This is a genomic window from Streptomyces sp. NPDC050548, assembly GCF_044457385.1.
Lineage (GTDB): Bacteria > Actinomycetota > Actinomycetes > Streptomycetales > Streptomycetaceae > Streptomyces.
In genome coordinates, this window is sequence record NZ_JBITGV010000004.1 from 351,967 (window position 1) to 374,672 (window position 22,706).

Annotated in this window: 23 protein-coding genes; 21 read left to right on the forward strand and 2 right to left on the reverse strand. The window is 70.4% G+C overall.

Annotated features, from left to right (window positions below; translation table 11 throughout):
• Positions 1–8: 8 nt before the first annotated feature.
• The 3 genes from ACIBJH_RS14820 to ftsH all read left to right on the forward strand — a co-directional run bounded on the left by ACIBJH_RS14820 (position 9) and on the right by ftsH (position 6,129).
• On the forward strand, positions 9–2,459 hold the full coding sequence (locus tag ACIBJH_RS14820) for a [protein-PII] uridylyltransferase (RefSeq protein ID WP_399117222.1): 2,451 nt from the start codon (positions 9–11) through the stop codon (positions 2,457–2,459).
• 81 nt (positions 2,460–2,540) lie between these two features.
• A complete protein-coding gene (gene ffh / locus ACIBJH_RS14825; RefSeq protein ID WP_399117223.1) occupies positions 2,541–4,091 on the forward strand; it encodes a signal recognition particle protein in 1,551 nt (516 codons plus the stop codon).
• Between the two features lie 100 nt (positions 4,092–4,191).
• On the forward strand, positions 4,192–6,129 hold the full coding sequence (gene ftsH, locus ACIBJH_RS14830; RefSeq protein WP_399117224.1) for an ATP-dependent zinc metalloprotease FtsH: 1,938 nt from the start codon (positions 4,192–4,194) through the stop codon (positions 6,127–6,129).
• Between the two features lie 19 nt (positions 6,130–6,148).
• On the opposite strand, the gene ACIBJH_RS14835 is transcribed toward ftsH, so the two are convergent.
• Positions 6,149–7,006 carry an SAM-dependent methyltransferase gene (locus ACIBJH_RS14835; RefSeq protein WP_399117225.1) on the reverse strand — a complete coding sequence of 286 codons (858 nt, stop codon included), beginning with the start codon at positions 7,004–7,006 and terminating at the stop codon, positions 6,149–6,151.
• A gap of 198 nt (positions 7,007–7,204) precedes the next feature.
• On the opposite strand from ACIBJH_RS14835, the gene proS reads away from it, so the two are divergent.
• The 18 genes from proS (at position 7,205) to ACIBJH_RS14925 (ending at position 21,973) form a co-directional block, all read left to right on the forward strand.
• Positions 7,205–8,620 (forward strand): proline--tRNA ligase, encoded by a 1,416-nt coding sequence (gene proS, locus ACIBJH_RS14840; RefSeq protein ID WP_399117226.1) that lies wholly within the window; start codon positions 7,205–7,207, stop codon positions 8,618–8,620.
• A 260-nt stretch (positions 8,621–8,880) separates the two neighbouring features.
• Complete coding sequence (locus ACIBJH_RS14845) at positions 8,881–9,477, forward strand: hypothetical protein (RefSeq protein WP_019068763.1); 597 nt, start codon at positions 8,881–8,883, stop codon at positions 9,475–9,477.
• Positions 9,478–9,763: 286 nt separating this feature from the next.
• On the forward strand, positions 9,764–10,183 hold the full coding sequence (rpsP, locus tag ACIBJH_RS14850; protein WP_399117227.1) for a 30S ribosomal protein S16: 420 nt from the start codon (positions 9,764–9,766) through the stop codon (positions 10,181–10,183).
• 2 nt (positions 10,184–10,185) lie between these two features.
• Complete coding sequence (locus ACIBJH_RS14855) at positions 10,186–10,425, forward strand: RNA-binding protein (RefSeq protein ID WP_005479813.1); 240 nt, start codon at positions 10,186–10,188, stop codon at positions 10,423–10,425.
• 115 nt (positions 10,426–10,540) lie between these two features.
• Positions 10,541–11,101 (forward strand): ribosome maturation factor RimM, encoded by a 561-nt coding sequence (rimM, locus tag ACIBJH_RS14860; RefSeq protein ID WP_399117228.1) that lies wholly within the window; start codon positions 10,541–10,543, stop codon positions 11,099–11,101.
• The gene (gene trmD / locus ACIBJH_RS14865; RefSeq protein ID WP_399117229.1) at positions 11,098–11,931 is read left to right on the forward strand and encodes a tRNA (guanosine(37)-N1)-methyltransferase TrmD; all 834 of its coding nucleotides are present in this window, start codon (positions 11,098–11,100) and stop codon (positions 11,929–11,931) included. The genes rimM and trmD overlap by 4 nt, the downstream gene beginning before the upstream one ends.
• A gap of 133 nt (positions 11,932–12,064) precedes the next feature.
• A complete protein-coding gene (gene rplS / locus ACIBJH_RS14870) occupies positions 12,065–12,415 on the forward strand; it encodes a 50S ribosomal protein L19 (RefSeq protein WP_019068767.1) in 351 nt (116 codons plus the stop codon).
• Positions 12,416–12,460: 45 nt separating this feature from the next.
• Positions 12,461–13,177: a signal peptidase I gene (lepB, locus tag ACIBJH_RS14875; protein ID WP_399117230.1), complete on the forward strand. Its 717-nt coding sequence runs from the start codon at positions 12,461–12,463 to the stop codon at positions 13,175–13,177.
• Positions 13,170–14,282, forward strand: coding sequence for a signal peptidase I (lepB, locus tag ACIBJH_RS14880; protein ID WP_399117231.1), 1,113 nt, complete (start codon positions 13,170–13,172; stop codon positions 14,280–14,282). Before lepB (ACIBJH_RS14875) ends, lepB (ACIBJH_RS14880) begins: the two co-directional genes overlap by 8 nt.
• Positions 14,170–15,144: a signal peptidase I gene (gene lepB / locus ACIBJH_RS14885; RefSeq protein ID WP_399117232.1), complete on the forward strand. Its 975-nt coding sequence runs from the start codon at positions 14,170–14,172 to the stop codon at positions 15,142–15,144. Before lepB (ACIBJH_RS14880) ends, lepB (ACIBJH_RS14885) begins: the two co-directional genes overlap by 113 nt.
• Before the next feature lie 78 nt (positions 15,145–15,222).
• On the forward strand, positions 15,223–16,002 hold the full coding sequence (gene lepB / locus ACIBJH_RS14890) for a signal peptidase I (protein ID WP_399117233.1): 780 nt from the start codon (positions 15,223–15,225) through the stop codon (positions 16,000–16,002).
• Entirely contained in the window at positions 15,992–16,531 is a 540-nt protein-coding gene (locus tag ACIBJH_RS14895; protein ID WP_399117234.1) for an NUDIX hydrolase, read from the forward strand. Before lepB (ACIBJH_RS14890) ends, ACIBJH_RS14895 begins: the two co-directional genes overlap by 11 nt.
• Positions 16,532–16,587: 56 nt before the next feature.
• The gene (locus ACIBJH_RS14900; protein WP_003965949.1) at positions 16,588–16,896 is read left to right on the forward strand and encodes a DUF2469 domain-containing protein; all 309 of its coding nucleotides are present in this window, start codon (positions 16,588–16,590) and stop codon (positions 16,894–16,896) included.
• 128 nt (positions 16,897–17,024) lie between these two features.
• Positions 17,025–17,387: a YraN family protein gene (locus ACIBJH_RS14905; protein WP_399117235.1), complete on the forward strand. Its 363-nt coding sequence runs from the start codon at positions 17,025–17,027 to the stop codon at positions 17,385–17,387.
• 1 nt (position 17,388) lies between these two features.
• On the forward strand, positions 17,389–19,014 hold the full coding sequence (locus tag ACIBJH_RS14910) for a YifB family Mg chelatase-like AAA ATPase (protein WP_399117236.1): 1,626 nt from the start codon (positions 17,389–17,391) through the stop codon (positions 19,012–19,014).
• Positions 19,011–20,171 carry a DNA-processing protein DprA gene (gene dprA, locus ACIBJH_RS14915; RefSeq protein WP_399117237.1) on the forward strand — a complete coding sequence of 387 codons (1,161 nt, stop codon included), beginning with the start codon at positions 19,011–19,013 and terminating at the stop codon, positions 20,169–20,171. Before ACIBJH_RS14910 ends, dprA begins: the two co-directional genes overlap by 4 nt.
• Before the next feature lie 283 nt (positions 20,172–20,454).
• Positions 20,455–21,297, forward strand: a complete 843-nt coding sequence (gene whiG / locus ACIBJH_RS14920) for an RNA polymerase sigma factor WhiG (RefSeq protein ID WP_019068776.1) — start codon at positions 20,455–20,457, stop codon at positions 21,295–21,297.
• A 118-nt stretch (positions 21,298–21,415) separates the two neighbouring features.
• Entirely contained in the window at positions 21,416–21,973 is a 558-nt protein-coding gene (locus ACIBJH_RS14925; RefSeq protein ID WP_399117376.1) for a TetR/AcrR family transcriptional regulator, read from the forward strand.
• A 131-nt stretch (positions 21,974–22,104) separates the two neighbouring features.
• Here the strand turns inward: ACIBJH_RS14925 and ACIBJH_RS14930 are convergent, their stop codons facing one another.
• On the reverse strand, positions 22,105–22,686 hold the full coding sequence (locus ACIBJH_RS14930) for a murein hydrolase activator EnvC family protein (RefSeq protein ID WP_399117238.1): 582 nt from the start codon (positions 22,684–22,686) through the stop codon (positions 22,105–22,107).
• Positions 22,687–22,706: the final 20 nt, after the last annotated feature.

Below are 22,706 nucleotides of genomic sequence, written 5' to 3' on the forward strand. Positions count from 1 at the left end.
GTCGCTGGGTGACGAGTACGGACGTGCGCAAGGATGCAGAGGACTCCGGACCCAGCGGCTATGCGGCGGCCCGGCTGCGCCTCCTCACTGAGGGGGCGCGGTCCGGGCCGCCGCGCCGTGCCGCCCTCGCCGAACTGACCGACGACTGGCTGACCGGCCTCTTCACCGCCGGCAACGAAGCCCTCAAGGGCGTCTCCCTGGTCGCTGTCGGCGGCTACGGCCGCGGCGAGCTCTCCCCGCGCAGCGACCTCGACCTGCTCCTCCTGCACGACGGCTCCGACTCCGGCGCGGTCGCCGCGCTCGCCGACCGCATCTGGTACCCGGTCTGGGACCTCGGTCTCGCCCTGGACCACTCGGTCCGCACTCCGGCCGAGGCCCGCAAGACCGCGGGCGAGGACCTCAAGGTCCAGCTCGGCCTCCTCGACGCCCGCCACATCGCCGGCGACCTCGGCCTGACCGCCTCCCTGCGCACGGCCGTCCTCGCCGACTGGCGCAACCAGGCGCCCAAACGCCTCCCCGAACTCCAGGAACTCTGCGCCGAACGCGCTGAGCGCCAGGGCGAGTTGCAGTACCTCCTCGAACCCGACCTCAAGGAGGCCCGCGGCGGCCTGCGCGACGCGACCGCGCTGCGCGCCGTAGCCGCCTCCTGGCTCGCCGACGCCCCGCGCGAAGGCCTCGCCGACGCGCGCCGCCGCCTCCTCGACGTCCGTGACGCCCTGCACCTCACGACCGGCCGCGCGACCGACCGCCTCGCGCTCCAGGAACAGGACCAGGTCGCCGCCGAGCTGGGCCTCCTCGACGCGGACACCCTGCTGCGCCAGGTCTACGAGGCGGCACGCGTCGTGTCGTACGCCAGTGACGTCACCTGGCGTGAGGTGGGGCGTGTGCTGCGGTCCCGTGCGGTGCGGCCGAGGCTGCGCGCCATGCTGGGCGGGGGCGCCAAGCCGACCGCCGAGCGCTCCCCGCTCGCCGAAGGCGTCGTGGAGCAGGACGGCGAGGTGGTGCTCGCCCGCGCCGCCCGCCCCGAACGCGACCCGGTCCTCCCGCTGCGCGCCGCCGCTGCCGCCGCGCAGGCCGGACTTCCGCTCTCCCTGCACGCCGTACGGCGCATGGCGACCACCGTGCGCCCCCTGCCCACGCCCTGGCCCGCCGAGGCGCGCGAACAGCTGGTGACGCTGCTCGGTTCAGGGCAGCCGACGGTGGACGTGTGGGAGGCGCTGGAGGCCGAGGGGCTCATCACCCGCCTCCTCCCCGACTGGGAGCGGGTCCGCTGCCGTCCGCAGCGCAACGCCGTGCATATCTGGACCGTCGACCGGCACCTCATCGAAACCGCCGTCCGCGCCTCGGAGTTCGCCCGCCGCGTCAGCCGCCCCGACCTGCTGCTGGTCGCCGCGCTGCTGCACGACATCGGCAAGGGCTGGCCCGGCGACCACTCGGTGGCCGGCGAGATCATCGCCAAGGACGTGGCCGCCCGCATCGGCTTCGACCGCGCGGACGTCGCCGTACTCGCGACACTCGTACGCCATCACCTCCTCCTCATCGACACGGCCACCCGGCGCGACCTGGAGGACCCGGCGACGGTCCGCTCGGTCGCGGAGGCGGTCGGTACGACGGGCACGCTGGAACTGCTGCACGCCCTGACGGAGGCGGACGCGCTGGCCACAGGCCCGGCCGCCTGGTCGTCCTGGCGGGCCTCCCTCGTCGCCGACCTGGTGAAGCGGGTCGCCGCGGTCCTGTCCGGCGACGCGCCCGAGGAGCCCGAGGCGGGCGCGGCCACGGCGGAACAGGAACGCCTCGCGATCGAGGCCGTGGCGACGGGCGGTCCGGTGCTGGCGCTGCGCGCACAGACCGAATCCCCGTCCGAGGACGAGCCCTCCGGCGACCCCGAACCCCTCGGCGTGGAACTCCTGATCGCCGTACCGGACCAGCCGGGCGTACTCCCCGCGGTGGCGGGCGTCCTGGCGATGCACCGCCTGACGGTCCGTACGGCGGAGCTGCGCGCGCTCGACCTGCCGGACGGCGTAGAGGGCTCGGTACTGCTCCTGAACTGGCGGGTCGCCGCGGAGTACGGCTCCCTGCCTCAAGCCGCCCGGCTGCGCGCCGATCTCGTACGGGCCCTGGACGGGTCGTTCGACATCGCCGCCCGGCTCGCCGAACGCGACGCCGCGTACCCTCGCCGCCGGGGTGTCGTGGCACCGGCGGCCCGCGTGACGGTCGCCCCGGCCGCCTCCCGGCACGCCACGGTCATCGAGGTGCGGGCGCACGACGCACCGGGGCTGCTGCACCGGATCGGCCGGGCGCTGGACGAGGCGAAGGTGCGGGTGCGGAGCATGCACGTCAGCACGCTGGGGTCGAACGCTGTGGACGCGTTCTATGTGACCGGGGCGGAGGGCTCGCCCCTGCCGGGCGACGAGGCCACGGCGGTCGCGCGCAAACTGGAGGAAACGCTGCGCGGCTGACCCGTGACCCGGTCTTGTGCGACCGGGATACCCTGGAGGGCGATTCCCCAATAGCCACCGACCCCGAGGACCGCGAGCGCCGTGTTCGATACTCTCTCCGATCGCCTCTCAGCCACTTTCAAGAACCTGCGCGGCAAGGGACGGCTCTCCGAGGCGGACATCGACGCCACCGCGCGTGAGATCCGGATCGCGCTGCTCGAAGCGGACGTGGCGCTGCCCGTCGTCCGTACGTTCATCAAGAACGTCAAGGACCGTGCCCTCGGCGCCGATGTCAACAAGGCGCTGAACCCGGCCCAGCAGGTCCTGAAGATCGTCAACGAGGAGCTCGTGACGATCCTGGGCGGCGAGACCCGGCGTCTCCGCTTCGCCAAGAACCCGCCGACCGTGATCATGCTCGCGGGTCTCCAAGGTGCCGGTAAGACGACCCTCGCGGGCAAGCTCGGCAAGTGGCTCAAGGACCAGGGGCACTCGCCGCTGCTCGTCGCCGCCGACCTCCAGCGCCCGAACGCGGTGAACCAGCTGAGTGTCGTCGCCGAGCGCGCCGGTGTCGCGGTCTACGCGCCCGAGCCGGGCAACGGTGTCGGTGACCCGGTCAAGGTCGCCAAGGACTCCATCGAGTTCGCCAAGTCCAAGGTCCACGACATCGTGATCGTGGACACCGCCGGCCGCCTCGGCATCGACCAGGAACTGATGCAGCAGGCCGCGGACATCCGCGACGCGGTCAGCCCGGACGAGATCCTGTTCGTCGTCGACGCCATGATCGGTCAGGACGCGGTCAACACCGCCGAGTCCTTCCGTGACGGCGTCGGCTTCGACGGCGTGGTGCTCTCCAAGCTCGACGGTGACGCCCGCGGTGGTGCGGCCCTGTCGATCGCCTCGGTCACCGGCAAGCCGATCATGTTCGCGTCGAACGGCGAGAAGCTCGACGACTTCGACGCCTTCCACCCGGACCGGATGGCCTCCCGCATCCTCGACATGGGTGACCTGCTCACCCTGATCGAGCAGGCGGAGAAGACGTTCAGCCAAGAAGAGGCCGAGAAGATGGCCTCGAAGCTGGCGTCCAAGAAGGGCCAGGACTTCACCCTCGACGACTTCCTGTCCCAGATGGAGCAGGTCAGGAAGATGGGCAGCATCTCCAAGCTGCTCGGCATGCTGCCCGGGATGGGGCAGATCAAGGACCAGATCAACAACCTCGACGAGCGCGATGTCGACCGTACGGCGGCCATCATCAAGTCGATGACGCCCGCCGAGCGCGCCGAGCCGACCATCATCAACGGCTCGCGCCGCGCCCGTATCGCCAAGGGTTCCGGCGTCGAGGTCAGCGCCGTGAAGGGCCTGGTCGAGCGGTTCTTCGAGGCCCGCAAGATGATGTCCCGCATGGCGCAGGGCGGCGGGATGCCCGGCATGCCGGGGATGCCGGGCATGGGCGGCGGCCCCGGCCGCACCAAGAAGCAGCCCAAGCAGGCCAAGGGCAAGCAGCGTTCCGGCAACCCGATGAAGCGCAAGCAGCAGGAGCTGGAGGAGGCGCAGCGCCGCGAGGCCGCGGCGCAGGGCGGCAACGCGTTCGGGCTGCCCGAGCAGGGCGGCAAGGACTTCGAGCTCCCTGACGAGTTCAAGAAGTTCATGGGCTGACGGCCTGTTCGCTACGTCACCGAGGGCGCCCCTCTCCGGAAGGGCGCCCTCGGCGCATGCCGGGCGTGCCGACGCCTGGCCCGTGTCGTAACTTGCCGGTATGACCAACCCCGCGCCGCCGCGCAAGTCGCCTGATCAGCCCTGGCGAACGGAGGGCACCCCGGACGAGCCCCCGAAGCCGTCGCCGGGCGGGAAGAAGATGCGCGGCGGCTGGTGGAGTCTGATCCTCACCGCGCTGGTCGTGTACCTGATCGCCAACCTGATCCTGTCGTTCTTCAACGAGGGCGACGAGCCGACGATCTCGTACACGGAGTTCAGCAAGCAGGTCGACGCGGGCAACGTCACCAAGATCTACGCCAAGGGCAACGCGATCCAGGGCCAGCTCAAGAAGGAGCAGGAGAACCCGGGCGGCGACGGCAAGTACACCAAGTTCGACACCGAGCGGCCGACCTTCGCGGACGACCAGCTCTGGGAGGACCTGACCAAGCACAATGTCACGGTCACCGCCGAACCGGTCGTACAGCACCGTAGTTTTCTGGCCAATCTGCTGATCTCGCTGGCCCCGATGCTGCTCCTGGTCGTCCTGTGGCTCTTCATCGCGCGGCGGATGAGCTCGGGGCTCGGCGGTGCGGGCGGGATGCTGGGCCGCAAGGCACCGCCGAAACCGGTCGAACTGGAGGCGGGCAAGCCGCGCACGACCTTCGAGGACGTGGCCGGTATCGACGAGGTCGAGGGCGAGCTGAACGACGTCGTCGACTTCCTCAAGAACCCCGACGAATACCGGAAGATGGGCGCCAAGATGCCCCGGGGCGTGCTGCTCGCGGGCCCGCCCGGCACCGGCAAGACGCTGCTCGCGCGGGCGGTCGCGGGGGAGGCGGGGGTGCCGTTCTTCTCGGCCTCGGCCTCCGAGTTCATCGAGATGATCGTCGGTGTCGGGGCCTCACGCGTGCGTGAACTCTTCGCGGAGGCCCGCAAGGTGGCCCCCTCGATCATCTTCATCGACGAGATCGACACCATCGGCCGCGCGCGGGGCGGCGGTTCGGGAATGGGCGGTCACGACGAGCGCGAGCAGACCCTGAACCAGATCCTCACCGAGATGGACGGCTTCTCCGGCTCCGAGGGCGTGATCGTGATCGCGGCCACCAACCGCGCCGACGTCCTGGACCCGGCCCTGACCCGCCCCGGGCGCTTCGACCGCGTGGTCGTGGTCTCCCCGCCCGACCGCGGTGGCCGCGAGGCGATCCTGGAGATCCACACCCGGGAGATCCCGCTCGCGCAGGACGTGAACCTCGCCCAGGTCGCGCGTACGACCCCGGGCATGACCGGCGCGGAACTCGCCAACCTCGCCAACGAGGCCGCCCTCCTCGCCGTCAAGCGCAAGCAGAGCGAGGTCACCCAGTCCGACCTCTCCGAAGCCCTGGAGAAGGTCCAACTGGGCGCCGAACGCCCGCTGGTGATGCCCGAGGAGGAGCGCCGGCGCACCGCGTACCACGAGAGCGGCCACGCCCTCCTCGGCATGCTCCAGCCCGGCGCCGACCCGGTCCGCAAGATCACCATCGTCCCGCGCGGGAGGGCACTCGGCGTGACGCTCTCGACCCCGGACTCCGACAAGTACGCGTACACCGAGGAGTATCTGCGCGGCCGGATCATCGGCGCGCTCGGTGGCATGGCCGCGGAACAGGTCGTCTACGGGGTGATCACGACCGGTGCCGAGAACGACCTCGAACAGGTCACCAACATCGCGCGCGGGATGGTCGCCCGCTGGGGCATGAGCGAGCGCGTGGGCCGCCTCTCCGCCCTCCCGAACGACGCCCAGCAGGCCTACGGCCTCGCGGCGGCCCCGGGGACCCTCGACGTGATCGACCACGAGATGCGCCGCATCGTCGACGAGTGCTACGACGAGGCCTGCCGCAAACTCCGCGACCACCGCGGCCAGTTGGACGACCTCGCCGCGGCCCTCCTGGAGAACGAGACGCTGGAGGAGACGGAGGCGTACCGCATCGCGGGCGTCACGCGCCTCTTCAAGGAGGACTCCTAGGGCCGTAGTTCTCTCATCCTCAGGTCGTACGCGCGATCACATACCGGAAGACGTTCGGCATCCACACCGTGCCGTCCTGCCGCCGATACGGATGCAACGCCTCCGCCAACTCCTTCTCCACCTGCACCTGATCCGTCGTGGTGATCGCCGCGTCGAAGAGCCCCGTCGACAGCAGCCCCCGTACGGCACTCTCCACATCGGCGTACCCGAAGGGGCACGACACCCGCCCGGAGCCGTCCGGCCGCAGACCGGCGCGCTGGGCGACCTCCTCCAGGTCGTCACGTAAGGCGGGGCGCCAACTGCCCGCGCCGCGCAGCGGATCGGCCATCCTCGCGGCCACCCGCAGCACGGACGACGTGGCGCAGCGCTCCGGCGGCCCCCAGCCGGCCAGCACCACGGGCGCCCCGTGCTCGGTCGACGGCGTGGCGGACGCGAGCAGTTCACCGAGTCCCTCCGCGTCGCCCGCGAGACACCCGATGGGCTCGAAGGCGGTCACCAGGGTGTACGCGGGCGTCTCCGCGTCGGCCGCGTCCCTGGAGGAGCCGTAGACGAGCCGGGTGTGCGCACGCGCGCGTGGGGACCACGGGGCCGGCAGCAGTCGTTCCCGGGCGAGGGCCAGGCGTTCGGGGGAGGAGCGCTCGACACCGGTGACCGACGCGCCTCTGGAGGCCGCCATCAGCAGGGCGAGCCCGGAGCCGCAGCCGAGGCCGAGCAGCCGGGTGCCGGGCCCCACTTCGAGTCGCTCGTAGACGGCTTCGTAGAGCGGTACCAGCATCCGCTCCTGGATCTCGGACCAGTCACGCGCGCGTGCACCCAGGTCCACACGGGGCGCGGGCCCCGCATGAGGCAGGTAGTGCCGCACGAGCGTAGGTGTCATCGAAAGCGCCCCAATCCGCCGAGAGTTGTGGCCGTGCCCGTTTCCGAGGCCCCCGTGATGTGCGCCCGCACTTCCCCCGTATGCCAGCAAACTCCGCGCTCGCTACGGCGTCCAGGGTTTGTGGGGCCCGGCTTGTGGCTTCTCTGTGGGAGTGGCGAGAATTCACATGACGGCAACGTGGGCCCGTACCATCGCGCCATGGCGAAGGCACCCGTACTCACACCGCGGGCGGAAGATTTCCCCCGCTGGTACCAGGATCTGATCAGCAAGGCCGAGCTGGCCGACAACGGCCCGGTGCGCGGCTCCATGGTCATCCGACCGTACGGGTACGGCCTTTGGGAGCGGATGCAGGCCGAGATGGACGCCCGCATCAAAGAGACGGGCACCGAGAACGCCTACTTCCCGCTGCTGATCCCGCAGTCCTACCTCGCCCGCGAGGCCGACCACGTCGAGGGCTTCGCGCCCGAGCTGGCCGTGGTCACGCACGGCGGCGGCAAGGAGCTGGAGGAGCCCGCGGTCGTCCGGCCCACCTCCGAGATGATCATCAACGAGTACTTCTCGAAGTGGGTGCAGAGCTACCGCGACCTGCCCCTGCTGATCAACCAGTGGGCGAACGTGGTCCGTTGGGAACTGCGCCCCCGGCTCTTCCTCCGCACGAGCGAGTTCCTGTGGCAGGAGGGCCACACGGCGCACGCGACCTACGAGGAGGCGCGCGACTTCGCCGCGCACATCCACCGTGAGGTCTACGAGGACTTCATGGTCAACGTCCTCGCGATGGACGTCGTACCGGGACGCAAGACGGTCAAGGAGCGGTTCGCGGGCGCGATCAACACCCTCACCCTCGAAGGGATGATGGGCGACGGCAAGGCGCTGCAGATGGCGACCAGTCACGAGCTGGGCCAGAACTTCGCCAAGGCCTTCAACACCCAGTACCTGTCCAAGGAGGGCAAGCAGGAACTGGTGTGGCAGACCTCCTGGGGCTCCACCACCCGCATGATCGGCGCCCTGGTGATGATGCACGGCGACGACGACGGACTGAGGGTGCCGCCGCGGCTGGCGCACATCCAGGTCGTCGTTCTCGCGATCAAGGGCGACGAGGCGGTTCTGGCCAAGGTCCGCGAACTCGGGGCCCGGCTGAAGGCGGCGGGCGTCCGCGTCCGTGTCGACGACCGCACGGACGTCCCCTTCGGGCGCCGGGCCGTCGACTGGGAGCTGAAGGGCGTACCCGTACGGATCGAGATCGGGCCCCGTGACCTGGCGAACGGCACCGCGATGCTGGCCCGGCGGATCCCGGGAGGCAAGGAGCCGGTGGCGATCGACTCCCTCGTAGAGCGGCTTCCCGTCATCCTTGAGGAGGACCAGGCGCTGCTGCTGAAGCAGTCCCGCGAGCGGCGCGAGTCTCGTACCTCCGAGGTGTCCACGATCGGGGAGGCCGTCGAGGCAGCCACCGCCGGCGGCTGGGCGCGCATCCCGTGGGCGACACTGGGCGAAGAGGGCGAGGCCGAGCTGGCCGAGCACGCGGTCACCGTACGGTGTCTGGTCGCCGAGGACGGGTCGGTACCGGACGCCGACAAGGCACCCGGTAACGTCGCGGTCGTCGCGCGCGCTTACTGAAGCGACGGCCTCCGGCGGCAGAGCGACCGAAAGGCCTCTTGCGCAACGGCGGACGACAGCTCCCCCGGCGCGCGGACACCGTCTACGCGCCGGGTCGTATCTCGGACTACGCACCAGCTTGGTATGAGCTGTGAGGCTTCTCCGCAGATCAGCGCACCTGCCCTCGTCAGGACGCATCAGTGCCAACTGACGGGTACGTGCAAATTATTTGGGATGGCCCGGAATCGGAACACAGGGGCACTCCGGCTCGTTGTCATTACGTGAGCACGACACAGACACCACCTGTTCTCGCCGCAGAGCTGGCAGAGGCGTGGGCCGACATTCAGCGGTACCACCCCGAACTGCCCGATCTGGCCGCGCCCGAGTCCCTGATCGGAGAGTCGTCGTCCGCCTGCGGACACGAACTCTCCTTCGAGCGACTGCTCCATGAGGCAGTCCATGGCATCGCCGCCGCACGCGGCGTGCGCGACACGTCCCGTGCCGGCCGCTACCACAACCGCAGATTCCTCGCGATCGCCGAGGAGCTGGGCCTGGACCACCCCGACGAACCGCACCCCAGCAGCGGTTTCTCGCTGGTCCAGCTCAACCCCGAGGCCAAGCGGCGCTACCGGCCGACGATGGAGCGTCTCCAGCGCGCGCTGAAGGCACACACCGTCGCCACCTCCGCGGACACCTCCCGCACCTTCCGCGGCCCGGCCGCCCGGCACGGCTCGTCCGGTGGCGGGGTTCGCGTCAAGGCGGTGTGCGACTGCGGTCGTAACGTACGGGTCGTCCCGTCGGTGCTGGCCCAGGCGCCGATCGTGTGCGGGGGCTGCGGCAAGCCCTTCCGCATCCCGGAGGTCGTGGGCGCGGCCTGAGGGTGCGGCTGCTCGTGGCAGCCGCATCCCGCAGGGCGGGGTTGCGTACACCCGCGCCGGTCACCTCCCGGCGCCGGGTGTCGCTTCCGCATGGCCGGGAGCATGCGGGGGCATGCTCCCCGGTCGGGCGAACCGTCAGGGTGTGGCACAATGGCTAGCTGTACTCGACAGCCGCACAGGAACCCTCTCGCCTCCGGCTGACGCGTCCATCGGGCACTCGGGTACCGCAACCCCACGCGGCCATCTGCCGTGCCCAACCACGTCAAAACCAGGAGAACCCACTCCCGTGGCAGTCAAGATCAAGCTGAAGCGTCTGGGCAAGATCCGTTCGCCTCACTACCGCATCGTCGTCGCCGACTCCCGTACCCGCCGTGACGGCCGGGCCATCGAGGAGATCGGTCTGTACCACCCGGTGCAGAACCCCTCGCGCATCGAGGTCGACACCGACCGCGCGCAGTACTGGCTGGGTGTCGGCGCACAGCCGACCGAGCCCGTCCTCGCCATCCTGAAGCTCACCGGCGACTGGCAGAAGTTCAAGGGCCTGCCGGCCCCGGCTCCGCTGCTCGTGGCCGCGCCGAAGGCCGCACGCCCCGTGTTCGACGCCCTCGGTGGCGACGACGCGGGCAAGGGCGAGGCCATCACCCAGAAGAAGAAGGCTGAGAAGAAGGACGAGGCTGCGGCCGAGTCCGAGTCGACTGAGGCCTGAGCGTGCTTGAGGAGGCTCTTGAGCACCTCGTGAAGGGCATCGTCGACAACCCTGACGATGTGCAGGTCGCCTCGCGCGACCTGCGTCGCGGGCGCGTGCTGGAGGTCCGGGTGCACCCCGACGACCTCGGCAAGGTGATCGGCCGCAACGGCCGCACCGCTCGCGCTCTGCGCACCGTCGTGGGCGCAATCGGCGGCCGAGGTGTACGCGTCGACCTCGTCGACGTGGACCACGTCCGCTGACGTTTTTCGCAAACCGGCTCGGGCCGGGGAGGGCCTGCGGGCCGTCCCCGGCCCGTTGTCGTAACCAGTCCTCGTACTGGTCGTCGTACTCGTCGCAAACAGGAGAGCAAGCACAGTGCAGCTGGTAGTCGCTCGCATCGGCCGCGCCCACGGCATCAAGGGCGAGGTCACCGTCGAGGTACGCACCGACGAGCCGGAACTCAGGCTCGCCCCCGGAGCCGTCCTGGCCACCGACCCGGCCGCCACCGGCCCCCTGACCATCGAGACCGGCCGGGTCCACAGCGGCCGGCTCCTGCTGCGCTTCGAGGGCGTCGGCGACCGCACCGGCGCCGAGGCCCTGCGCAACACCCTCCTGATCGCCGAGATCGACCCGGAGGAGCTGCCGGAGGAAGAGGACGAGTACTACGACCACCAGCTGATGGACCTCGACGTCGTCACCAAGGACGGCGAGGAGGTCGGCCGGATCACCGAGATCTCGCACCTGCCCTCCCAGGACCTCTTCATCGTCGAGCGTCCCGATGGCAGCGAGGTGATGATCCCCTTCGTGGAGTCGATCGTCATCGAGATCGACCTGGAGGAGCAGCGCGCGGTCATCGACCCGCCGCCCGGCCTGATCGACGACCGCGCGGAGATCGCGTCGAGCCGGGAAGACTCCTCGGAGGACACGGACGCATGAGGCTCGACGTCGTCACGATCTTCCCCGAGTACCTCGAACCGCTGAACGTCTCCCTCGTCGGCAAGGCACGCGCGCGGGGACAGCTGAATGTGCACGTGCATGATCTGCGCTCCTGGACGTACGACCGCCACAACACGGTCGACGACACCCCCTACGGCGGCGGCCCCGGCATGGTCATGAAGACCGAGCCCTGGGGCGACGCCCTGGACTCCGTCCTGGCCGACGGCTACGAGACGGGCTCCGGTGCGCCCGCCCTCATCGTGCCCACGCCCAGCGGCCGGCCCTTCACCCAGGAACTCGCCGTGGAGCTCTCCGAGCGCCCCTGGCTGGTCTTCACACCCGCCCGCTACGAAGGCATCGACCGGCGGGTGATCGACGAGTACGCGACCCGGATGCCCGTCTACGAGGTGTCCATCGGCGACTACGTGCTCGCCGGGGGCGAGGCGGCCGTCCTGGTCGTCACAGAGGCTGTGGCACGGCTCCTGCCCGGCGTCCTGGGCAACGCCGAGTCCCACCGCGACGACTCCTTCGCGCCCGGGGCCATGGCCAACCTCCTGGAGGGGCCGATCTACACCAAGCCGCCCGTCTGGCGCGGCCGGGACATCCCGGACGTGCTGCTCAGCGGCCACCACGGCAAGATCGCCCGCTGGCGGCGCGACGAGGCGCTGAAGCGCACGGCCGCCCACCGGCCCGACCTGATCGAGCGCTGCGAGCCCAAGGCCTTCGACAAGAAGGACCGCGAGATGCTCTCGATCCTGGGCTGGGCCCCGGACCCGACGGGGGAGCCGTACGGCCGATTTTGGCGCAGGCCGGACGGCGTGGAAGAATAGACCGCTGTTGTGCGTCGTCCGGCGTGCGCCCCTGCCACAGGGGGACACGACGCCCGCCCCGACACGGACAACATCCTTCACTTCACCTATCTCCCGTCGGTGACCTGTGGCATCGATGAAGAAAGCAGACGAAATGTCCCACCTGCTCGACATCGTCGACGGCGCCTCGCTGCGCACCGACATCCCGGCCTTCCGCCCGGGTGACACCGTCAACGTCCACGTCCGCGTCATCGAGGGCAACCGCTCCCGTGTGCAGCAGTTCAAGGGCGTAGTCATCCGTCGCCAGGGTTCTGGTGTCCGCGAGACCTTCACGGTCCGCAAGGTCTCGTTCTCCGTCGGCGTGGAGCGCACCTTCCCGGTGCACACCCCGATCGTCGAGAAGATCGAGCTCGTGACCCGTGGCGACGTCCGTCGCGCGAAGCTGTACTACCTCCGTGACCTGCGCGGCAAGGCCGCGAAGATCAAGGAGAAGCGCGACAACTAGTCGCCCTGCGGAGTTCATATCGGAGCCGGATAGCATCTGGCTCCGATGGACACCGAACCACAGCCGACAGAGCGCGACCGCTCCTCCCGCCCTTCCGACTCCGAGGACATCTCGGACACCGGAGGACCGGAGGGACGGTCGCGTTTCGCGTTGCTGTCGCGTGTCGTCGAGTGGCTGCCCGGTGGCCGGATCACCCTGACTGCCCTGGTCTGTCTGGTGTTTCTGCTGCTGCTCAACATGTTCTTGGTCCAGCCTTTCCAGATTCCCAGCGGATCCATGGAATCCGGATTGAGGATCGGCGACCGCGTTCTCGTAAATAAGTTGGCGTACCGTTTTGGTGCCCATCCGAGGCGCGGCGACATCGTTGTGTTCGACGGCACCGGCTATTTCGGGGACGCCGACTACATCAAGCGCGTTGTGGGTGTGGGGGGAGACCGCGTGGTCTGCTGCGACGAGAAGGGGAGGCTCCAGGTGAACGGGCGGTCGGTCGACGAGACGGCGTTCCTGTACGCCGGTGACACCCCGTCCAGCGTGCCGTTCGACGTGGTGGTGCCCGCAGGCACCCTCTTCGTCCTCGGTGACCACCGCAGCGACTCAAGCGACTCCCGGGATCACCTGGGCGACCCGGGCGGAGGCATGATTCCCGTTGGTGACGTCATCGGACGGGCCGATTGGATCGTCTGGCCCGCCGGGCACTGGACCCACCTCGTCCGACCCGGTGCCTACGCGCGCGTACCCGCCGCGGACGGCGCCCATGGGTAACCGCGGCAAACCGCGCGGCGCGGCGCCGGGCGGCAACTTCGGGAACGAGAACCTGCTGCCGACCGGCTTCCGGCGCGCGGGCGCGCTCGCTCCGGCCGGAGGAGCCGGCCGCAGCCGGGCCGAGCGGCGCAAGCTCCAGCGCAAGGTCAAGCGGCGGCGCAGGCGCGGCGCGGTCCGGGAGATACCGCTCCTGGTGGGCGTCGCCGTCCTCATAGCGCTCGTCCTGAAGACCTTCCTCGTCCAGGCGTTCGTGATCCCGTCGGGCTCCATGGAGCAGACGATCCGTATCGGGGACCGGGTCCTGGTCGACAAGTTCACCCCGTGGTTCGGCTCCGAGCCCAAGCGCGGCGACGTCGTCGTCTTCCACGACCCGGGCGGCTGGCTCGCGGACGAGCAGACCACCAAGAAGAACGACCCCGTCGTGATCAAGCAGTTCAAGGAAGGCCTCCAGTTCATCGGCCTGCTGCCGTCCGACAACGAGAAGGACCTCATCAAGCGGGTCATCGGCGTCGGCGGCGACCACGTCAAGTGCTGCGACTCGCAAGGGCGGGTGACCGTCAACGGCGTTCCCCTGACCGAGGCCGACTACCTGTATCCCGGGAACGCGCCGTCCGAGACGGCGTTCGACATCACCGTCCCCAAGGGCCGGCTGTGGGTGATGGGCGACCACCGCGGCAACTCGGCCGACTCCCGGGCACACCAGAACACCAGTTACGGCGGCACGGTCGCGCTCTCCTCGGTGGTGGGGCGGGCCAAGGTGATCGCCTGGCCGATGGGCCACTGGACCAGCCTGAACGAACCTAAAACCTTCGCATCGGTTTCCAACTCCGTGTCCGGGACGACCGCCGGTCCCGAACTGTCGCATAGGGTTGCCCCGGTCGATCCGAACGGATCGGTCCAACTCCCGAGCCCTGCGGAACTCCCGCTCGTTATGGGAGTGGTGGGCCTGCGCCGAGGATGGGGCAGGCGGCGGCACAGAGTAAGGAGTTGGCGTGGGGGATGTGGCGGTTGGCGCACGGTCCGGACACGACGGCGAGGAGCACCAGGGACATCCCGTGGAAGCACCCGTCCCGGCCGCGGACAGCGCCGTGACCTCCGGGAGTGACGCCGGAGCGGACGAGGACGGTACGGCGCCGGGCGACGCGACCAGGACCGAGGAAGTGGGGTCGGGCGACTCGACCCCTCCGGTGAAGAAGCCGCGCTCCTTCTGGAAGGAGCTGCCGATCCTCATCGTCATCGCGCTCGTCCTGGCGCTGCTGATCAAGACGTTCCTGGTGCAGGCGTTCTCGATCCCCTCCGACTCGATGCAGAACACCCTCCAGCAGGGTGACCGCGTCCTGGTCGACAAGCTCACCCCGTGGTTCGGCTCCGAGCCCGAGCGCGGTGAGGTCGTCGTCTTCCACGACCCGGACGACTGGCTGGCGGGCGAGCCGACGGCGAACCCCAACGCCCTGCAGACGGTGCTGAGCTGGATCGGCCTGATGCCGTCGGCCCAGGAGAAGGACCTGATCAAGCGGGTCATCGGCGTCGGCGGCGACACGGTCTCCTGCAGCGGCACCGGCCCGCTGATGGTCAACGGCAAGGCGCTGAACGAGCCGTACGTCTACCCGGGCAACACCCCGTGCACCAACGACGACCAGGGCGGTCAGTTCACCGTCAAGGTCCCCAAGGGCGACATCTGGGTGATGGGCGACCACCGGCAGAACTCGCGGGACTCGCGCTACAACCAGTCCGACAAGCACCACGGCATGGTCCCGGTGAAGGAGGTCGTCGGCCGCGCGATCGTCAAGGCCTGGCCCATCAACCGCTGGGGCACTCTGCCGATCCCGGACACCTTCGACCAGACCGGCATCAACACCCAGGCCTCGGCCTCCCGGCTGCTGACGGCCGCTCCGGAGGGCCTCGCCCTCGTCGGCGTGCTGCCGCTGGCCCTGTGGCGCCGCAGGCGGTCCGCCAAGGTCGGGTAAAGGCCTTGTAGAGCTTGTGACCTTGGTCCCGGAGGAAGGGCTGACCACCCTCGGTACCGCCGGGTAGGGTGCGGACCCATGGGTGGCGAGAGCGCAACACGTACGGCCCCGCGTACCGGCGGTGGCACTGGCAAGGGCCCGGTGGGCAGCCGGACCGGACAGCGGTTGTCCGGGCTGGCCGTCGCACTGGGCCTTGTGCTGTTCCTCGGCGGATTCGGCTGGGGAGCGGTGGTCTACCGGCCGTACACGGTGCCCACCAGCTCCATGACGCCGACCATCGACATGGGCGACCGGGTGCTGGCGCAGCGCATCGACGGCAGCGAGGTGCGCCGGGGCGACGTCGTCGTCTTCACCGACAAGACCTGGGTGACGAACGCGCCCGTGGTCAAGCGCGTCGTCGCGGTCGGCGGCGACACCGTCTCCTGCTGCACGAACGGCAAGCTGGTCGTCAACGGCAAGCAGATCGACGAGGGCTACCTCAAGGGCGGCGCGGTCGAGGACAAGACGATCCCGACGGTGAAGGTCCCCAAGGGCCGCCTCTTCCTGCTCGGCGACGAGCGTCAGGGCTCCCTGGACTCCAGCGCCCACCTCACGGACGTGGCCGGCGGCACCGTCGCCAGCAGCGCCGTGAACGCCCGCGTGGACGCCGTGGTGTGGCCCATGAAGGGCATGCTGGAGCGTCCCACCGGCTTCGAGGAACTCGGCGGCCTCTCCCAGCAGGGCCCGCTGCGGACGGTCGTCGCCCTCATCGTCGCGGGCGCGGTGCTCGTCCTCGGCGGCGGCGCCTACGGCCCCGTCGCCAAGCTGCTGGCCGGCCGCCGCTCCCGCACCCGTACGGAGCCCGCCGGTGCCCGCTGAGGCCACCGAGGAGGGCGCCCACGGCGACTCGTACGAGGGCGGGCTGCGCAGGGTCGCCCGGGTGGTCCTCCTCGACCCGCAGGACCGCATCCTGCTGCTCCACGGCCACGAGCCGGACGATCCGGCCGACGACTGGTGGTTCACGCCGGGCGGCGGCCTGGAGGGCGACGAGACCCACGAGGAGGCCGCGCTGCGGGAACTCGCGGAGGAGACCGGGATCACCCAGGTGGAGCTCGGCCCGGTGCTGTGGACCCGGACGTGCTCCTTCCCGTTCGCGGGCCGCCGCTGGGACCAGGACGAGTGGTACTACCTGGCCAGGACGGCCGCCACGGCCGACGGGGTGCCCGGCGCCACGGCCCTCACCGAGCTGGAGCGGCGCAGCGTCTCCGGAGCACGTTGGTGGACGTGCCGGGAACTGGAGCGGGCGCATGAGACGGTGTATCCGACCAGACTCGCCGAGCTGCTCCGCAGGCTGATCGACGAAGGGCCCCCGGCCGGGCCGGTGACCCTTGACACGGAAATCGTCTAGGGGCGCACGGGACTGGCGCACAATGGTGGGATCGCACGGCTGAAGGGGAACATGCCATGAGCGCCGAGGACCTCGAAAAGTACGAGACCGAGATGGAGCTGAAGCTCTACCGGGAGTACCGCGATGTCGTCGGTCTGTTCAAATACGTGATCGAGACCGAACGGCGCTTCTACCTCACCAACGACTACGAGATGCAGGTGCACTCGGTCCAGGGCGAGGTTTTCTTCGAGGTGTCCATGGCGGACGCCTGGGTGTGGGACATGTATCGACCGGCTCGCTTCGTGAAGCAGGTCAGGGTGCTCACATTCAAGGACGTGAACATCGAGGAGCTGAACAAGAGCGATCTGGAGCTGCCGGGCGGCTGACGGCGGCTCTTCGCGGGGCATCCGTCGCTCGTGTGGGTGACGGAGTTCTCCACAACCACTGAACGGTCCACCAAGATCCACTCGGTGGACCGTTCTGCGTGACGGTTGGCTCCGGAGGTGGTGCCGACATGAACGCACGCAGTGCACTCGGCAAGTTCGGTGAGACGGTGGCCGCACGACGGCTGGTCGCGGCCGGTATGACGGTCCTGGAGCGCAACTGGCGCTGTGGCAGGACCGGCGAGATCGACATCGTGGCGCGGGACGGCGACGTCCTGGTGGTCTGCGAGGTCAAGACACGGCGGGTCGGTGCCTACGAGCACCCGATGGCCGCCGTGACCCCCGAGAAGGCGGAGCGCCTGCGCGGCCTCGCTGAATGCTGGATCCACGCCCACGGAGGCGCGCCACCGGGCGGTGTCCGCATCGACCTGGTGGGCGTGCTGGTGCCCGGCCGTGGCGCACCCGTCGTCGAGCACGCGCGAGGGGTGGTCTGAGATGGGGTTCGCTCGTACGTGCTCGGTGGCGCTGGTGGGCGTCGAGGGCGTCGTCGTCGAGGTCCAGGCCGACCTCGAACCCGGCGTCGCCGCGTTCACCCTGGTGGGCCTGCCCGACAAGAGCCTCACGGAGAGCAAGGACCGGGTGCGGGCCGCGGTCGTCAACTCGGGCGCCGCCTGGCCGCAGAAGAAACTGACGGTGGGCCTGAGCCCGGCGTCGGTGCCGAAGAGCGGCAGCGGCTTCGACATGGCCGTCGCCGCGGCGGTACTCGGCGCGGCCGAACGGATCGATCCCCGGGTGCTCGCCGACATCGTGATGATCGGCGAGCTGGGACTCGACGGGAGGGTCCGCCCGGTCCGGGGGATCCTGCCCGCAGTGCTGGCGGCCGCGGACGCGGGGTACGAGCAGGTGGTGGTGCCGGAGTGCGCCGCCGCCGAGGCGTCCCTCGTGCCCGGGGTGTCCGTGCTCGGCGTCCGCAGCCTGCGGCAACTGATCGCCGTACTCGCGGACGAGCCCGTCCCCGACGAGGAACCGGACGACCTGGGACGGCCCGATCCGCTCCTCGCCGGCCTGCGCATGCCGGGCACCGGGGCGGCCACGGGCATGCACAGCATGGGAGCGGCGCACTACGACCCCGGTCATGACCTCGCCGATGTCGTCGGGCAGGGCGCGGCGCGCACAGCGGCGGAGATCGCCGCGGCCGGCGGACACCACCTCTTCCTCGAAGGTCCGCCGGGCGCGGGCAAGACCATGCTGGCCGAGCGGATGCCCGCGATCCTGCCCCGCCTCAGCCGGCAGGACTCCCTGGAGGTCACGGCGGTCCACTCGGTGGCGGGCCTGCTGCCTCCGGGGAAACCCTTGATCGACGTCGCCCCCTACTGCGCCCCGCACCACTCGGCCACGATGCAGGCCCTCGTCGGGGGCGGACCCCACATGGCGAGGCCCGGAGCGGTGTCCCTGTCGCACCGGGGAATTCTCTTCCTCGACGAGACTCCGGAGTTCAGCGGCCAGGCACTCGACGCGCTGCGGCAGCCACTGGAGTCGGGGTACGTCGTGATCGCCCGTAGCGCGGGTGTGGTGCGGTTCCCGGCGCGGTTCCAGATGGTGCTCGCGGCCAATCCCTGCCCCTGCGGCCGCTACTCCCAGAAGAACGACTTCTGCGACTGCCCGTCCACGTCGATCCGCCGCTATCAGGCCCGGATCTCCGGACCGCTGCTCGACCGGGTGGACCTGCGGGTCACGGTGGACCGCGTCACACGGGAAGACCTCAGCGCGTGCGGCGCGCGAGGAGAGACCACCGCGACGGTCGCGGACCGGGTGCGGGCGGCCAGGGAGCGGGCGGGGGCACGCCTCGCGGACACTCCCTGGCGCACCAACAGCGAGGTGCCCGGCCGTGAGCTGCGCAGCCGCTGGCAGGCCGTGCGCGGGGCGATGGACGAGGCCGAACGCAGTCTGGAGCGGGGCGCGCTGACCGCGCGCGGGATCGACCGGGTCCTGCGGGTGGCCTGGACGGTCGCGGACCTCAAGGGCCACGACCGGCCCGACGACACGGACGTGCTCCTCGCCCTGCAACTGCGCACCGGTGTCTCACGAGGCGCGTCGATGACCCTCGGGGCGCTGGTATGACCGCGCACGAGGACCCGGGCGACGAGTTCCACGCCCGTGTCCTCCTCGCCCGGGTCCTCGAACCCGGCGACGAAGTGGCCGGTCGGTGGATTCGTGAGCTGGGAGCCGTGGAAGTGGCCCGGCGGCTGCGGGACGGAGGGCCACAGCTCACCGGGGTCACCGACAAACGGTGGGCCGGGCTGTGCGCGCGGGCCGAGTCGGTCGAGCCGGGGCGGGACCTGGAGGTGGCGCGGGAGGCCGGGGTGCGGTTCGTGTGCCCCGGCGACACCGAGTGGCCCGCCCAGCTCGACGACCTCGGGGACGCGCGGCCCGTCGGACTGTGGGTGCGCGGGCGGCCCAGCCTGCGGGTGTGGGCGCTCAAGTCGGTCGCCGTCGTCGGCGCCCGCGCCTGCACCGAGTACGGCGCCCACATGGCGGTCACCCTCGCCGCCGACCTCGCCCAGGACGGCTGGATCGTCGTGTCCGGGGGTGCCTACGGCGTCGACGGTGCCGCACATCGCGGCGCCCTCGGCGCGGGCGGTGCCACCATCGCCGTACTCGCCTGCGGAGTGGACCGGCCCTACCCGCGCGGCCACGCCCAGTTGATCGGCAGGATCGCCGAACAGGGGCTCGTGGTGGGCGAGTTGCCACCCGGCGAGCATCCGACATCGAGCAGGTTCATCCTCCGGAACAGAGTGATCGCCGCGCTCACCAGGGGCACCGTGGTGGTCGAGGCCGCGTATCGCAGCGGATCGCTCGTCACGGCCCGGGCGGCGCAGCGGCTGGGGCGCCACACCATGGGCGTGCCCGGCCCGGCCACCAGCGGGCTGTCCGCCGGTGTGCACGAACTCCTGCGCGGGGACGCGGTGCTGGTCACCGACGCCGCCGAAGTCGTCGAACTGGTCGGCGACATGGGCGAACTGGCCCCGGACCGACGCGGACCGGTGCTCCCGCGCGACCTGTTGGAACCGGCCGCCCGCCGCATCCTCGCCGCGCTCCCCGGCAACAGGGCGGCAGCGGCGCGGGAGATCGCCCGGGGTGCGCAGACCACGGAGGACGACGCGGTCGCGAGACTGTACGAACTCCGAGCACTTGGTTACGTCGAACGACACGGCGACGGCTGGAAGTTGACACGCCAGGCGATGATCTCGGTCCGGCCGGATCGGGGGCGCCGCTGACCGAGTGTGTTCGGCCGTCCGGGGGAACCCCGACACCCTTGGGAATTCCCGCAGTTGGCGCATTCCGATGATCACGCAGAGCGACTGGAGTGACCCGTTCCGGCACCCTGTCGAACGCGTCCGTGGCCGGTCCGAGCCCTTCCCTTCGCACACCGCGACACTCCAGTCACGCTACGCTCACGGGGATTCCGGCACAGACCGGCAAACAGACCGGTAACTCCCCATCACTCCGACAGCTCACCCAGGCAACCCCACTTCACGGCAGAACGGCACAAGGCGACGAATGCCCCAGCACACCTCCGGGTCCGACCGGGCGGCGATCCCCCCAGCCGCCCGTGACGGTGGCAGCGTCCGGCCGCCCGCTCCCTCGACGCTCGACGAGCTGTGGCGGTCGTACAAGACAACGGGCGACGAGCGGCTGCGCGAGCAGCTGATCCTGCACTACTCGCCGCTCGTGAAATACGTCGCGGGGCGGGTGAGCGTCGGGCTGCCGCCCAATGTCGAGCAGGCGGACTTCGTGTCGTCGGGGGTGTTCGGACTGATCGACGCCATCGAGAAGTTCGACATCGAGCGGGAGATCAAGTTCGAGACGTACGCGATCACCCGTATCCGGGGCGCGATGATCGACGAGCTGCGCGCGCTGGACTGGATCCCGCGCTCGGTGCGGCAGAAGGCGCGGAACGTGGAGCGGGCGTACGCCACGCTGGAGGCGCGGCTCAGGCGTACCCCCAGCGAGGGCGAGGTGGCCGCCGAGATGGGCATCGCGGTGGACGAACTCCACGCCGTCTTCAGCCAGTTGTCGCTGGCCAACGTGGTGGCGCTGGAGGAGCTGCTGCACGCCGGCGGCGAGGGCGGCGACCGGCTCAGCCTGATGGACACCCTGGAGGACACCGCCGCCGACAACCCGGTGGAGGTGGCGGAGGGGCGGGAGCTGCGGCGGTTCCTGGCGCGGGCGATCAACACGTTGCCCGAGCGGGAGAAGACCGTCGTCACGCTCTACTACTACGAGGGCCTGACCCTCGCCGAGATCGGCAACGTGCTCGGGGTGACCGAGAGCCGGGTCAGCCAGATCCACACCAAGTCCGTGCTGCAGCTGCGCGCCAAGCTGGCCAGTTTCGGCCGTTGAGCGAAAGCCGTACCGCCTTCTCGCCCTCGCAGAATCGTGCCTGCATGGCCCAGGTCACTCCCGTCGGGGGTGGACCGTCCGTAGAGTGGTTGACGTGCCAAGGATTCGAGCGGCCTCCGTGGCCGAGCACCGGTCGATGCAGCGAGCCGCCCTGCTGGACGCGGCTCGTTCCCTGCTGTCCGAAGGTGGGACGGAGGCGCTGACCTTCCCGGCCCTGGCCGAGCGGACGGGTCTGGCGCGGTCCTCCGTGTACGAGTACTTCCGCTCGCGGGCCGCCGTCGTCGAGGAACTCTGCGAGGTCGACTTCCCCGTCTGGGCGGCGGATGTGTCGGCGGCGATGGAGCGGGCCGGCTCCGCCGAGGGCAAGGTCGAAGCGTATGTGCGGCAGCAGCTGGCCCTGGTCGGGGACCGGCGGCATCGGGCTGTCGTCGCCATCTCCGCGAGTGAACTGGACGCCGGGGCGCGGGAGAAGATCCGCGCCGCGCACGGCGGGCTGGTCGCGATGATCGTCGAGGCGTTGGCGGAGATGGGGCATGCGGAGCCGCGGTTGGCGGCGATGTTGCTTCAGGGGGTTGTCGATGCGGCTGTGCGGCGGATCGAGCTGGGGGCTGCGGAGGATCCCTCGGTGATTACTGAGGCTGCGGTGAGTATGGCTTTGCGGGGCGTAGAAGGCTGAGTGTTGTCTGCGGGCCGGTGGGGGCTGGTCGCGCAGTTCCCCGCGCCCCTGAAAGACGGGCGTTCCCAGGACGGGCTGCAAGATGGACAAGACCCTGAAGGCTGAGCACAGGCAGCAAGAGGGGCGGGCCCCTAAGAGCTGAGCACCGGCAACAAGCGTGATGGCCCCCGATTCAGCAGCCATGGGGGCAGTAGCCCCAGTGGGTCCAAATACACCTCCCCTCTCAGTAAGCCCCAGTGCACGCACGGAGTCGCGCCGCAGTGCGAGCCCGTGAGTTCCACCGTCCCCACCGCCTCGCCCGCCTCCACCTCGTCGCCCTTCTTCACCGATGCGGTCACCGGTTCGTAGGTCGTGCGGAGGTCCGTGCCCGTCAGTTCCACCGCGACCACCCCTCTCCCCGCCACCCGGCCCGCGAACGACACCCGGCCCGCCGCCACCGCCCGTACCGGAGCGCCCGCCGCGGTCGCCAGGTCCACGCCTCGGTGGCCCCGGGCGTAGAGCGTCGCCGGGGGGTCCCAGCCTCGTAGGACCAAGGGGTGGGAACCGACGGGCCAGGTGCGGGCGATGGCCGGTACGGGAGGGGGTGGGACGCCGGCCGGTGTCGGTGGAGGGGCCTCGTCCGCACGGGCCGCGCAGGTCAGCAGGGTCAGGAAGAAGGCCAGCATCAAGGCCAGCGCCGTGTGCGGATGTCGTGGACGCCGTCGTGTTCGCATGGCACAAACCGTGCCGTACC